The sequence below is a fragment of the Streptomyces sp. Ru71 genome (assembly GCF_002920535.1).
Taxonomy (GTDB): Bacteria; Actinomycetota; Actinomycetes; order Streptomycetales; family Streptomycetaceae; genus Streptomyces.
Genome location: NZ_PQSS01000031.1, coordinates 33,823 through 47,447, shown reverse-complemented (window position 1 = coordinate 47,447; position 13,625 = coordinate 33,823). Strand labels below are relative to the sequence as shown.

Here is a 13,625-nt window from a genome sequence, read left to right as displayed (position 1 = left end):
CTGGATCAGTGCCGCTGCATCTCCTCAGCACAGCGGCACTGAAAGGCACTGAAAGCACTGAAAACGAGGGGGTTTTCGGCGGTTCCCCAACCGCCTCATGCCCCCCGCATGTTGGTCTGCTTGTACGGCATCCGGTTCACAACGCCGTGCCTTGACGGGCAGTCAAGGCTGATTTCCCCTCCCAAACCGGTCCGGCGAACCTCAATCTAGACCACGGGACGCAGTCGCGGGAACAGTTGGACGAAACACGCAGCGCAGGGGCGTCACCGGCGGCATACTGCCCGGGTGACGAGCATCGTGATCCCGGCTCACAACGAGGCGCGCGTCATCGGCCGGCTCCTCGATTCGCTGCTGGCCGATCCCGCCGAGGACGACACCGACATCGTGGTCGTGTGCAACGGCTGCACGGACGACACCGCGGCGGTCGCGGCCGCCCGCGGCCCGCGCGTCCGGGTCGTCGAGATCCCGGTGCCGTCCAAGCACGCCGCCCTGCGCGCGGGCGACGACCACGCGCGCGGCTTCCCACGCGTGTACGTGGACGCCGACGTCGTGATCACGGGTGCCGGCGTACGGGCGCTGGCCGAACCGCTGGCCGACGGCACCTCTGGGGTCCTCGCCACCGCTCCCGCCCGGCACGTCCCGCTGGACGGCTGCGCCTGGCGGGTGCGGGCGTACTACCGGGTGTGGCAGCGGCTGCCCGCCGTGCGCGAGGGGCTGTTCGGCCGGGGCGTGATCGCCCTCTCCGAGGCCGGGCACGCCCGGATCGCCGCCCTGCCGCCGCTGATGGCCGACGACCTGGCCGCCTCCCTCGCCTTCGCGCCCGGGGAGCGGCGCGTGCTCGACACGGCCCGGGTCGTGGTGCACCCGCCGCGCACCTGGCCGGACCTGATCAGACGGCGGGTGCGGGCCGCGGTGTCCACCGCCCAGGTCGAACAGCACCGGGCACCTGGCGAGGCGTCGGCGCGCACCGGCCGCGCGGATCTGATCGCCCTGCTGCGCCGGGACCCGAAGCTCCTGCCCGCCCTCGTGGTCTTCGCCGGCGCGGCTGTCGTCGCCCGGCGGCGGGCCGGGAAGGCCGTCCGGGCGGGGGACTTCGGCACCTGGCTGCGGGACGAGAGCAGCCGGCAGGGCTCGTCGCCCGGCGGCCGGCGGAACCTGTCGTCCAGCAGCCGGCAGAACTGATCGCACCGCCCCTGGAGTCCCTCGTCCATGTACCTCACCGACCGTTCCGCGCCCGTGCAGGCGGGCCCCGGCCAGGGCCGAAGACGCGGCCCCGGGCGCCGGGTCGCCCCGGTCGTGCTCGTGCTCGGCACGGTCAGCCTGATCACCGACATCTCCTCGGAGATGGTCACCGCGGTGCTGCCGCTCTACCTCGTCAGCACACTCGGCTTCAGCCCGCTGGGGTTCGGCACCCTGGACGGCATCTACAACGGCGTGAGCGCGCTGGTCCAGCTCACCGGCGGCCACCTCGCCGACCGGGTGCGCGGCCACAAGCTGATGGCCGGGCTCGGCTACGGCCTGTCCGCGCTGTGCAAACCGCTGCTGCTGCTCGCCGGCAGCATCGGCACACTCGGCACGGTCCTCGCGCTGGACCGGACCGGCAAGGGCCTGCGCACCGCCCCGCGCGACGCGATGATCTCCCTGTCCACCCCGGCCGGCAGCCACGGCCGGGCCTTCGGGGTGCACCGGGCGATGGACACCACCGGCGCCATGCTCGGCCCGCTGGCGGCCTTCCTGATCCTGCGCGCCGCCGCCGACGGCTACGACGCCGTGTTCGGGGTGAGCGCCTGCGTCGCCGCGCTCGGCGTGCTGGTGCTGGTGCTGTTCGTCCCCGGCAGGAGGCAGGCCGAGCGGACGCAGGAGTCCGGCCCCCCGCGCGCCAAGCCGTCCGTGCGCGAGGCGCTGGCGCTGCTGCGCCTGCCGCGTCTGCGGACGCTGGCCTGCTGCGCCGCGCTGCTCGGCCTGACCACGGTCAGCGACGCCTTCGTCTATCTGCTGCTGCAACGGCGGGCCGGCGTCGGCGAGGAGTGGTTCACGCTGCTGCCGCTGGGCACCGCCGCGGTGTTCCTGCTGCTGGCCGTGCCCCTGGGCGCGCTGGCCGACCGGATCGGACGGCGCACCGTGTTCCTCGCCGGGCACGCCGGCCTGCTCACCGCCTACGCCCTGCTGCTGTGGGCCCCGGGCACGCCGGCCCTCGCCCCGCTCGTCCTCGCCCTGCACGGCGTCTTCTACGCGGCCACCGACGGGGTGCTGCCAGCCGCGCTCGCCGGAGTCGTGCCCGAGCACCTGCGCGCCAGCGGCCTCGCCCTGGTCGGCACCAGTCAGGCACTGGCCCGGTTCTGCTGCTCGCTGGCCTTCGGCGCCGCCTGGACGGCCTGGGGGGACGGCCCGGCGCTGGCCGGCTCCGCGCTCGGCCTGCTGTGCTGCGCGGCCGTCGCGGCCCTGGTGCTGCGGCCGGCGGACGGCACCCGATGACCACCACGACACCGAGGACCCGGATGACACCGCTGCGCCGCCGCCTGCTCGTACTCCTCGCGGCGGTCCTGCTGCTCGCCGGCCTGGGCACCGGCGTGGTCCTGCACGCCGCCGCCCGCGCCGACCGGGCGAACGAAGCGCCCTCGGGCGGGCCCGCCGTCGGCGCTGGCAAGGTCACGCTCGACGGGCGGGACCGGCTGATGTTCGTCAACGGGGCCGCGGGCCCGCACCGCGGCGCCGTCGCCTCGGTGCCGTCCGCCGACCCGGCGGGCAGGCGGACCGCCTCGGACCTGACGTGCGTGCGCTTCTACGCCGCGGCCGGCACCGGCGTCTGCCTCCAGTCCGACCCCGGCGTCCTCAAGCAGCGCAACCGCGCCCTGCTGCTGGACTCCGGCCTGCGGACGTTGCGCACCTTCCCGCTCGCGGGCACCCCCAGCCGGGCCCGGGTCTCGCCCAGCGGCCGCTTCGCCGCCTGGACCGTCTTCGTCTCCGGCGAGTCCTACTCGTCGGCCTTCTTCTCCACCCGGACGTCGATCCTGGACACCCGCACGATGCGGCTGACGCCCAGCCTGGAGACGTTCTCGATCGTCAAGGAAGGCAAGCCCTACCGGGCTTCGGACGTCAACTTCTGGGGCGTCACCTTCGCCTCCGACGACGACACGTTCTACGCCACGCTCAACACGGGCAACAAGACCCACCTGGTGCGGGGTTCACTGACCCGGCGCACGGTCACCACCCTGGCCGAGAACGTGGAGTGCCCCTCGCTCTCCCCCGACGGCACCCGCGTCGCCTACAAGAAGCGGGTGCTGTCCGGTGCCTCGCTGTGGCACGAGTACGTCCTCGACCTGCGCACCCTGCGCCAGACGCCGCTCGCCGAACGGCACAGCGTCGACGACCAGGCCACCTGGCTCGACGACCGCACCCTCGCCTACGCCCTGCCCACGAACGGCAAGGTCGGCAGCAGTGATCTGTGGAGCGTGCCGGCGGACGGCACGGGCAGCCCCCGGCTGCTGATCGCGGCGGCGTCGTCGCCGGCGCCGCTGTAGGGCGGACACCTCCCCCCGCCCCCCGGCCCCGCCGCAGGGCGGGCACGGACTGTCCGGCCTCGCTGGAGGGGCGAGAATTCGGGAGCTTCGGTACGTTTCCGGTATGGGCATCGATGTCGACGCGTTCCTCCGTCGTCTGGCTCAGGAGCTCAGACCGCGGGCGGAGGAGTCGGCCGACCTGCTGCTGCAACGCCTGGCCGTCGACATGCCCGAGCTGTGGGAGCACGAGGAGATCGCCGCGCTCGCGCTGGAGGAGACGGCCTCGCACATCACCCGGTTCCTGGACGTGCTCGAACAGCGCATCGACGTGACGGACGTCGACGCGCCGCCCGAGGCGCTGGAGATCGCCCGCCAGGCCGCCCGGCACGGGGTGCCGCTCAGCCGGCTGCTGCGCTCCTACCGCCTCGGCCACATGATCCTGGTCCAGCTGATCCAGGGCGAGGCCGCCCGGCTCACCGACGACTGGGAGCTGATGAACGCCGCGGCCATGCGGCTGGTCGGGGCGGCCTTCCGGTACGTCGACCGCGGGTCGGAGCAGGTCGTCGCGGCCTACCAGGAGGAGCGCGACCGGCGGCTGCAGCGACGGCTGCTGCTGGCCAACGAGGCGAGCCGGCGGATCGGGACGAGTCTCGACACCGCCCGCACGGCCCAGGAACTGACGGAGTTCGGCACCGAGGACTTCGCCGACCTCGTCACCGTCGACCTCCTCGACTCCCTGCTCCACGACGGCGACGACCGTCCCCCGGCCCCGTCGGCGCGTACGCCGGTGCTGCGTCGCATCGCCCAGCGTTCCGTGCTGGACGACGGCGCCGGCCCGCCGGTCGCCACCGGCCGCACGCACACCTACCCGGCGGAGTCGGAACCGGCACGCGCCCTGGCCTCGGGACGGCCGCGTCTGCACCGCCCCACGGCGCCCGCGTCCGGGCACCACTCGGCCCTGCTGCTCCCGCTGCGGGCCCGCGGCAACACGCTGGGCCTCGCCCAGTTCCTCCGCAGCGGCACCGCGACCCCTTTCGACGACGACGACCTCCTGCTGGCCCAGGAGATCGCGGCGCTGGCGGCGGTGTCCATCGACAACGCCCGCCGTTACAGCCAGGAGCGCACCACCGCGCTCACCCTCCAGCGCAGTCTGCTGCCGCAGCGCGCGGTGGAGCAGTCCGCCGTCGACACGGCGTCGCGCTATCTGCCGAGCGGAGCCCGGGCGGGCGTGGGCGGCGACTGGTACGACGTGATCCCGCTGTCCGGGGCGCGGGTCGCCCTCGTCGTCGGCGATGTCGTCGGCCGCGGACTGCACGCCGCCGCCACGATGGGCCGCCTGCGCACGGCCGTGCGGTCCTTCGCGGACATCGACCTCATGCCCGACGAACTCCTCACCCACCTGGACGACGTGGTCATCCGCCTGCAGCGCGAAGAGGCGCGCGACGTCGGCGAGTTGAGCGCCACGTGCCTGTACGCGGTCTACGACCCGGTGTCCCGGCTGTGCACGCTGGCCAGCGCCGGCCATGTCGCGCCGGCGGTGGCGACTCCTCCTGACGCGCCGGGCGTCGACGCCACCTGGTCGGTCGACTTCCCCGAGATGCCGATCGGGCCGCCCCTGGGCCTGGGCGGACTCCCCTTCGAGACGGCCCAGTTCGAGCTGGCCGAGGGCAGCCTGCTGACGCTGTACACCGACGGTCTCATCCAGAGCCGTGGACGGGACGTCGACGCCGCGCGCGCCGCGCTGTGTGACGCGGTCACCGACGGGCCGGCCACGCCGGAGGAGATCTGCGACCGGCTGCTGGCCGCCGTACTGCCGGACGACCGTTCCGACGACGTCGCCCTGCTGGTGGCGCGGACCCGGGCCCTCGACCCGGGCCATGTCACCACGCTGGACCTCCCGTCGGATCCGGCGGCCGTCGCCGGCGCCCGTGCCCGCACCGTGGAGACACTCACCGCGTGGGGCCTTGAGGAGCTGTCCTTCGCCACGGAGCTGATCGTCAGCGAGCTGGTCACCAACGCGATCCGCTACGGCAAGGGCCCCATCCAGCTGCGCCTCATCCTTCAGTCCACGCTGACCTGCGAGGTCTTCGACACGAACAGCACCTCCCCGCATCTGCGCCGCGCCCGCACCTTCGACGAGGGCGGGCGCGGACTGCTGCTGGTCGCCCAGCTCGCCGAGCGCTGGGGCACCCGGCACAGCCGCGAGGGCAAGGTGATCTGGGCGGAGCAGGCCCTGCCCGCCGAGCCGCACGGCACGCTCGGCTGACCCCCCGCCCCAGCGGGGTCCCGGGAAGAACAGCGCATCGCCCCGCCCGGTGCGGCCCGCCGGCTGGCGCGGAAATGCGGGCGCAGTTGTCCGAGTACCCCGTCGACCGCTGGACGTCCACGCGGGAGTGTGGCAGCGGGCGCCGGGAGATCAGCTCCACTTCCTCGTCCGCGCCCTCGATCCCGCACGGCCGTAGAACTGCCCTACGTATCAAAGGGGATGGACATGAGCACGTACGACTACGTCATCGTCGGCGCCGGATCCGCCGGCTGTGTCCTCGCGGCACGCCTCTCGCAGGACCCGGACGTCCGGGTCGCGCTGATCGAGGCGGGCGGTCCCGACACCGCGCAGGAGATCCATGTCCCGGCCGCCTTCCCGCAGTTGTTCAAGTCGGCCCTGGACTGGGACCTGGACAGCGAGCCGGAGCCGGGGATCGGCGGACGGCGGTCCTTCCTTCCCCGGGGCAAGGTGTTCGGCGGCTGCAGCTCGATCAACGCGATGATCTACATCCGCGGCAACCGCGCCGACTACGACGGCTGGGCCGCGGCCGGGGCCGAGGGCTGGTCGTACGACGAGGTCCTGCCGTACTTCAAGAGCGCGGAGGGCAACGAGCGCGGCGAGGACGAGTACCACGGCGCGGACGGGCCGCTGACCGTCAGCGACGGCCGGTCGCAGCACCCGCTCGCCTCGGTCTTCGTACAGGCGGCCGTGCAGGCCGGGCACAAGGCGAACGACGACTTCAACGGCGAGACGCAGTTCGGTGTCGGCCGCTACCAGCTCACCCAGCGCGGCGGCCTGCGCTGCAGTGCCGCGGTCGCCTATCTGCACCCCGCGCTGGAGCGGCCGAACCTTACCGTGCTGCCGGCGGCCCTCGCGCACCGCGTGGTGATCGAGGGCGGCCGGGCCACGGGGGTGGAGGTGGAGCGGGGCGGCACCGTCGAGGTGGTGCGCGCCGAGCGCGAGGTGATCCTTTCCGCGGGCGCCTACGAGTCGCCGAAGCTGCTGATGCTGTCCGGGATCGGACCGGCCGCCACGCTGGCCGCCTTCGGCATCGGCGTCGTCCAGGACCTGCCCGTCGGCGAGGGCCTGCAGGACCACTACATGACGCTGCTCAACTACCGCACCGGCGTCGAGTCCCTGCTCACGGCGGCGACCCCGGAGAACGCCGCGCTGCTGCAGAGCGAGGGCCGCGGCCCTCTCACCTCCAACATCGGCGAGGCCGGCGGCTTCTTCCGCAGCCGGGACGACCTGGCCGCCCCGGACCTCCAGTTCCACGCGGCCCCCGTGCTCTTCCACCAGGAGGGGCTCGGCGCACCGACCGAGCACGGCTTCTCCTTCGGCCCGTGCGTGCTCGCCCCGACCAGCCGCGGCACGGTCACCCTGCGCTCCGCGCGGCCCGACGTCGCGCCGCGGATCGTGCACAACTACCTGACGACGGCCCAGGACCGGGAGGTCATCGTCGCAGGTCTGCGCATCGCCCTGGAGATCGCGGCGCAAAGGGCGGTGACCGACGTCGCGACGGGGCCGTACCTCGTGCCGGAGGCGGACTCGGACGCCGGCCTCCTCGCCTGGGCGCAGCGCCACGGGCAGACGCTGTACCACCCCACGTCGACCTGTGCCATCGGCGAGGTCGTCGACCCCGAGCTGCGGGTGTTCGGCGTGGCGGGCCTGCGTGTCGTGGACGCCTCCGTCTTCCCGACGGTGCCGCGCGGCAACACCAACGCGCCGACGATCATGGCCGCGGAGAAGGCGGCCGCCCTCATCACGGGGGCGCGGCGCTGACGAGCCCCGTCGGGACCGGCGCCCGGTCGGACCAATGGTGCGGCCTGTGCCGGGAGGGGCTGTGAAAGACTGACGTGTTTCCCGTGCCTGTTCGGGCAGGGTATCGACGACACAGACGGAGAGAAGCAGTCATGACCAACGTCCGCCTTTCGACGACGATGGGCGACATCGTCCTCAGCCTCGACGACGCCAAGGCCCCGAAGACGGTCGAGAACTTCCTGCAGTACCTCAACAGCGGCCACTACGCCGGAACGATCTTCCACCGCGTCATCAACGGCTTCATGATCCAGGGCGGCGGCCACGGCACCGACATGCGCATCAAGCCGGCGCCGAACACCGTGGAGAACGAGGCGAAGAACGGCCTGAAGAACGTCAAGTACAGCGTCGCCATGGCCCGCACGTCCGCTCCGCACTCGGCCAGCGCGCAGTTCTTCATCAACGTGAACGACAACGACTTCCTCGACTACCCGGGCCAGGACGGCTGGGGTTACGCCGTCTTCGGCAAGGTCGTCGAGGGCCAGGACGTCGTCGACCGGATCGCCCAGGTCCCCACGGGCGCCCAGGACGTGCCCAAGGAGCAGGTCGTGATCAACTCCGCCGAGGTCGTGCAGGCCTAGGGAGCGTCCGGTCGAGCCCGCACGCTCCGCGACCGGCACCCGGGCCGGGTCCGGGTTCTCCCGGGCCCGGCCGGCCGCGCGGACTCGGGCGAGGGCCGCTACCCGTCCGGGTGCAGGCGGTCCGTGAGGAAGGCGAGGATCTCGTCGCGGGCCCGGACCGTGGGATGGCCGGCCTCGTCGACGAGATGGGCCGTGACCACGCTGTGCGGGGTGCCGACCAGGTCGGCGAAGAAGGGCGGCGGGGCCGGGTTGGCGGCGCTGTCGGGCAGGACGCGCCCGTCGAAGGCGTCACCCAGCAGCGCGCGGTAGGCGGCGAAGCGCTGCCCCGTGCACCAGCGGTCGCCCGCGAAGCGGTAGGCGAGGACGGTGAGTCCGTCGCGCCGCAGCCGGTCGCGCACCGCGCGTGCGTCCGCCGGGTCGAGTTCGAGTCCGCCGGGGTCGTCGAGCGGCAGCGACGGGTGGTTGACCACCGGGGCGATGACCGCCGGCTCCAGGGCCATGGTGAGGGCGAAGTTGCCGGTGAAGCACAGGCCGATCGCGCCCACCCCCGGCCCACCGCACGCGCGGTGCGCCTGGCGGGCCAGGCCGCGCAGCCACCGGGTCACCGGGCTGGTGCCGCCCCCGGCGAAGGCACGGAACTCCGCGCTGACACAGGCGCGGCGGACGACCTCCCGGCCGCCCTCGGCCGTGGGGAAGGCGCCGTCCGTGCCGAACAGGGAGGGCACATGGACGGTGAAGCCCGCGTCCCGCACCCAGCGCGCGAGCCGCAGCACGTCGGGGCTGATGCCCGGCATCTCGGGCAGTACCACGACCGCGGGCCCGGCCCCGGCCACGTACACCGTCTTCTCCACCCCCTCCACGGCCACGCTGCGGCGGGTGAAGTCGCTGATCGGATCGTCGTCGCTCATGGGGCCAGCCTGGTCCCGGGCCCTGCCGCCGGTTGAGGGGCGGGATCGCCTGAGCCGGGGGTAATCTCGCCACCCGTGGCGGCGGGCGGCACGCGGGTCGGCGGACCCGGGGCCGGGGGACTCCAGGGGGTGGCGATGACGCAGGACGGCCCGGGTAAGGATGCCGGTGCGCTGCGGGTCGGGGTGCTGGCGTATCCGGGCTGCTTCGCGTCCGAAGTGTTCGGTGTGCCGGACCTGTTGACGATGGCCGGGCATGTCGCCGGGCCGGACGCGCCCGGCTACCGGGTGTCCGTCCTCTCGCCCCGCCGCCGGGTCACCGCCGCGGGCGGCGCCGGCCTGGACGTGCGTCCCCTGCGCGAGGTCGACGTCCTCGTGGTCCCCGGCTTCGAACTGCGCCCGGACACGGACCTCGACGCGCGGCTCGCCCGGCTCGGCCCCGAGATCGCGGCGATCCGCGCGCAGGCCGCCGCCGGCACCGCCGTCGTCTCACTGTGCGTCGGCGCGTTCCTGCTCGCCGAGGCCGGACTCCTGCACCGGCGCCGGGCCACCACCTCCTGGCTGTACGCCGGGGAGCTGGCCAGGCGCTGCCCGGACGCCGAGGTGCGGCCCGAGCAGCTGGTCGTCACCGACACGGGGGTGACGACCACGGCCGCCTTCAGTGCCATGTACGACTTCGCGCTGGACCTGATCCGCCGGCACGACGGCGCCCGGGTGGCCCGGACCACCGCGCGGCTGGCGCTCGTCGACGACGCGCGGACCTCGCAGACCCCGTACGTCGACCCTCGGCTGCTGCCGCAGCCCGGCGGGGAGTTCTCCCAGCGGGTGATGCGGCGGCTGGAGCAGAACCTCGCCGAGCGGTACGACCTCGCCGCGCTCGCGGACGCCTTCCGGGTCAGCACCCGCACGCTGCTGCGCCGCTTCGCCGAGGAGACCGGGCGCAGCCCGCTGGCCCACCTCCAGGCCTCCCGGGTGCGCCGCGCCCGTCATCTGCTGGAGACCACCGACCGCACCGTCGCCGCCGTCGCCGCGGCCGTCGGCTACCAGGACCCCGGCACGTTCGCCGCCCTCTTCGCCCGCCACACCGGCCACCGCCCGAGCGCCTACCGGGCCGCTTTCCGCCGCGCGGCCCGGGCGCCGGCCCCGGACGCGGCGACGTCCCGCTGACCCCTCCCCACGATCCCGAGGGCCCGTGTTCTGCGAGAATGGACGGCCGGTCTTCCAGCGCCGCCGGCCGGTGGCGCCCGTCTCGTCCTTGGAGCGCGCGTACGGTGTCCCGACAGCACGCAACCCCCTCCCCCGCCGGGGGCCGCAAGCGACCCGCCGCGTCCGCCGGCCGGGGCCGGTCCGACGCGGCCGGGGACAGGCGCCGGGCGCCGCAGGCTCGGTCGGGTCAGGGCACCCCGTCGGCGCCGTCCGCCGAGGGCCGCCGTTCGCTGCCGCTGCTGCGCCGGGCGGATCTCCAGTCCGACTGCGCCTCCTGCTTCGGGCTGTGCTGTGTCGCGCTGCCCTTCGCCCGGTCCGCCGACTTCGCGGCCGACAAGCCGGCCGGGAAGCCGTGCGGCAACCTGCAGGCGGACTTCCGCTGCGGCATCCACGCCGGGCTGCGCGAGCGGGGCTACCCGGGCTGCACCGTCTTCGACTGCTTCGGCGCGGGCCAGAAGGTCTCCCAGGTCACCTTCGGGGGGACGGACTGGCGGAGCGCGCCGGGCACGTCCGAGGCGATGTTCGCGGTGTTCCCGGTGATGCGGCAGCTGCACGAGCTGCTGTGGTACGTCACCGAGGCGCTCGGTCTCGCCGAGGCCCGGCCCGTGCACCGGGACCTGCGGCGGGCGTCGGGCCGTATCGAGGAGATCACCCGGGGCGCCGCCGAGGAGATCCTCGCCGTGGACGTCAACGCGCTGCGGGGCGAGGTGAACGAGCTGCTGCTGCGGGCGAGCGAGCTGGTGCGGGGGCGACTGCCGGGCCGGCGCCGCAATCACCGCGGGGCCGATCTGATCGGGGCCCGGCTGGCCGGCGCCGACCTGCGGGGCGCGAGCCTGCGCGGGGCGCTCCTCGTCGCGGCCGACCTCAAGGGCGCCGACCTTCGCTCGGCCGATCTGATCGGCGCGGACCTGCGGGACGCCGACCTCACCGGGGCCGACCTCACGGACGCCCTCTTCGTCACCCAGGCCCAGCTGAACGCGGCCAGGGGGGACGCGTCGACGGTACTGCCGGCGGGACTGGCGCGGCCGGGGCACTGGTGACGGGGGTGCTGTCGGGACCGGAGCGGCCGGGGCACCGGTGACGGGGGTGCTGTCGGGACCGGAGCGGCCGGGGCACCGGTGACGGAGGTGCGCCGTTCGGTGCACCGAAGATGCGGAGCCTCTCGGAGCGCCGTTAACTGAACCCACCGGCACCACACCGGAATCCACAACTCCGGCCGGGCCGCGTCCGGAACCCCGAGACGGACAGCGACCCGGCCGGTGCCCTCGCGCCACCGCGCGGTTCTCATCCGGTGCACCCAGGCGCCGCGCGCGGACCTCGTCCGGAGCGCCCCAGCGCCGCCACACCCGGCTCCACCGCTGGCCCCCGGCCCGATCCCCTACCCCACCGCCTCCCCCGCCAGCGGCTCCGACGCGGCGAACTGGGTTCTGTACAGCTCCGCGTAGCGGCCCTCCAGGGCCAGGAGTTCCTCGTGGGTGCCGCGTTCCACGATGCGGCCCGCCTCCACCACCAGGATCACGTCGGCCGCCCGTACGGTGGACAGGCGGTGTGCGATGACGAGGGCCGTGCGGTCGGCCAGGGCCTCCGTGAGCGCCTCCTGGACGGCCGCCTCCGAGGTGTTGTCCAGGTGCGCGGTGGCCTCGTCGAGGATCACCACGCGCTGGCGGGCCAGCAGCAGCCGGGCGATCGTCATGCGCTGGCGTTCGCCGCCGGACAGCCGGTAGCCGCGCTCGCCGACGACGGTGTCCAGGCCGTCGGGCAGCTCGCGCACCAGATCGTCGAGGCGGGCGCGGCGCAGCGCGTCCCACAGCTCCTCGTCGCTCGCCTCGGGCCGGGCGAGCAGCAGGTTGGCGCGGACGCTGTCGTGGAAGAGGTGGCCGTCCTGGGTGACCATGCCGACGGTGTCGTGCAGCGACCGGAAGGACAGGTCGCGCACGTCGACGCCGCCGACCCGCACGGCGCCCGCGTCGGCGTCGTACAGCCGTGGCAGCAGTTGCGCGATGGTCGACTTGCCGGCGCCCGAGGAGCCGACGAGGGCGACCGTCTGCCCGGGTTCGGCGCGGAAGGAGATGCCGTGCAGGACCTCCGCGCCGCCGCGGCTGTCGAGGGCGGCGACCTCCTCAAGGGAGGCGAGGGAGACCTGGTCGGCGGCCGGGTAGGCGAAGCGGACGTCGTCGAACTCGACGCCGACCGGCCCGGCGGGCACCTCGCGGGCGTCCGGCTTCTCCTCGATCAGCGGCTTGAGATCGAGCACCTCGAACACCCGCTCGAAGCTGACCAGCGCGCTCATCACCTCCACCCGCGCCCCGGCGAGCGCGGTGAGCGGCGCGTACAGCCGGGTCAGCAGCAGCGCCAGGGAAACCACGGCGCCCGCTTCCAGCGTGCCGCGCAGGGCGAAATAGCCGCCGAGGCCGTAGACCAGGGCGAGGGCGAGCGCGGAGACCAGGGTGAGCGCGGTGATGAACGCCGACTGGGCGGTGGCGGTGCGCACGCCGATGCCGGCGACCCGCCGGGCGCGCAGCGCGAACTGCGCCGACTCCTCCTCGGGACGGCCGAACAGCTTCACCAGCGTGGCGCCGGGGGCCGAGAAACGCTCGGTCATCCGCGTGCCCATCGCCGCGTTCAGCGTGGCGGCCTCCCGCTGCATCCGGGCCATCCGGCTGCCCATCCGCCGGGCCGGGATCACGAACACCGGCAGCAGCACCAGGGCGAGCAGGGTGATCTGCCAGGACAGCGTGAGCATCACGGCGAGCGTGAGCAGCAGGGTGACGAGGTTGCTGACCACGCCGGACAGGGTGTTGCTGAAGGCGCGCTGGGCGCCGATGACGTCATTGTTGAGCCGGGAGACCAGCGCTCCCGTACGGGTACGTGTGAAGAACGCGACCGGCATGCGCTGCACATGATCGAACACAGCCGTCCGCAGGTCGAGGATGAGTCCCTCGCCGAGCGTCGCCGAGAGCCTCCGGGACAGGATGCCGAGCGCGGCCTCGGCCACCGCGATGAGCGCGATGAGCAGGGCGAGGCGTACGACGTGGGCCTCGTCGCCGTGCGACACGATCGCGTCGACGACGCTACCGGCGAGGACGGGCGTGGCGACGGCGAGCAGCGCGGTCACCACCCCGAGCGCCACGAACAGCGCGATACGGCGGCGGTGCGGGCGGGCGAAGGCGCCGATGCGGCGCAGCGTCGCGGGGTCGAAGGGGCGCCGCTCCTGCTGGGCGGTCATGACGCTGTGCAGCTGCGTCCATGCGGTGGTCTCCATGCTCATGGACAGCAACGTAGAACCTCAATCATCGTTGAGGTCAATGTCCGCCGCCCGTCCCCCTGTACGAAGGATCCGATGACCGTA

The 13,625-nt window shown here is 74.0% G+C and carries 10 protein-coding genes; 8 read left to right on the top strand and 2 right to left on the bottom strand.

The genetic code is table 11. The features are described from left to right. The first annotated feature begins 285 nt into the window (after positions 1-285). From C3489_RS19580 to C3489_RS19555, 6 genes are all read left to right on the top strand, one after another. On the top strand, positions 286-1,182 hold the full coding sequence (locus tag C3489_RS19580; RefSeq protein ID WP_103783173.1) for a glycosyltransferase family 2 protein: 897 nt from the start codon (positions 286-288) through the stop codon (positions 1,180-1,182). Between the two features lie 27 nt (positions 1,183-1,209). After that, a complete protein-coding gene (locus C3489_RS19575; RefSeq protein WP_181139748.1) occupies positions 1,210-2,475 on the top strand; it encodes an MFS transporter in 1,266 nt (421 codons plus the stop codon). Continuing rightward, positions 2,472-3,521, top strand: coding sequence for a TolB family protein (locus tag C3489_RS19570; RefSeq protein ID WP_374936758.1), 1,050 nt, complete (start codon positions 2,472-2,474; stop codon positions 3,519-3,521). The genes C3489_RS19575 and C3489_RS19570 overlap by 4 nt, the downstream gene beginning before the upstream one ends. A gap of 103 nt (positions 3,522-3,624) precedes the next feature. After that, a complete protein-coding gene (locus C3489_RS19565; RefSeq protein ID WP_103783171.1) occupies positions 3,625-5,766 on the top strand; it encodes a SpoIIE family protein phosphatase in 2,142 nt (713 codons plus the stop codon). 225 nt (positions 5,767-5,991) lie between these two features. Next, positions 5,992-7,548 carry a GMC family oxidoreductase gene (locus C3489_RS19560; RefSeq protein WP_103783170.1) on the top strand — a complete coding sequence of 519 codons (1,557 nt, stop codon included), beginning with the start codon at positions 5,992-5,994 and terminating at the stop codon, positions 7,546-7,548. A 131-nt stretch (positions 7,549-7,679) separates the two neighbouring features. Continuing rightward, positions 7,680-8,165 carry a peptidylprolyl isomerase gene (locus C3489_RS19555; RefSeq protein WP_103783169.1) on the top strand — a complete coding sequence of 162 codons (486 nt, stop codon included), beginning with the start codon at positions 7,680-7,682 and terminating at the stop codon, positions 8,163-8,165. Between the two features lie 98 nt (positions 8,166-8,263). Here the strand turns inward: C3489_RS19555 and C3489_RS19550 are convergent, their stop codons facing one another. Beyond that, entirely contained in the window at positions 8,264-9,073 is an 810-nt protein-coding gene (locus C3489_RS19550) for a dienelactone hydrolase family protein (protein ID WP_103783168.1), read from the bottom strand. Between the two features lie 135 nt (positions 9,074-9,208). On the opposite strand from C3489_RS19550, the gene C3489_RS19545 reads away from it, so the two are divergent. Together C3489_RS19545 and C3489_RS19540 are read left to right on the top strand one after the other, a co-directional pair. Continuing rightward, positions 9,209-10,237 carry a GlxA family transcriptional regulator gene (locus tag C3489_RS19545; protein ID WP_103783204.1) on the top strand — a complete coding sequence of 343 codons (1,029 nt, stop codon included), beginning with the start codon at positions 9,209-9,211 and terminating at the stop codon, positions 10,235-10,237. A 269-nt stretch (positions 10,238-10,506) separates the two neighbouring features. After that, entirely contained in the window at positions 10,507-11,316 is an 810-nt protein-coding gene (locus tag C3489_RS19540) for a pentapeptide repeat-containing protein (protein ID WP_103783203.1), read from the top strand. A gap of 338 nt (positions 11,317-11,654) precedes the next feature. Here the strand turns inward: C3489_RS19540 and C3489_RS19535 are convergent, their stop codons facing one another. Next, on the bottom strand, positions 11,655-13,538 hold the full coding sequence (locus C3489_RS19535; RefSeq protein WP_103783167.1) for an ABC transporter ATP-binding protein: 1,884 nt from the start codon (positions 13,536-13,538) through the stop codon (positions 11,655-11,657). Positions 13,539-13,625 lie beyond the last annotated feature (87 nt).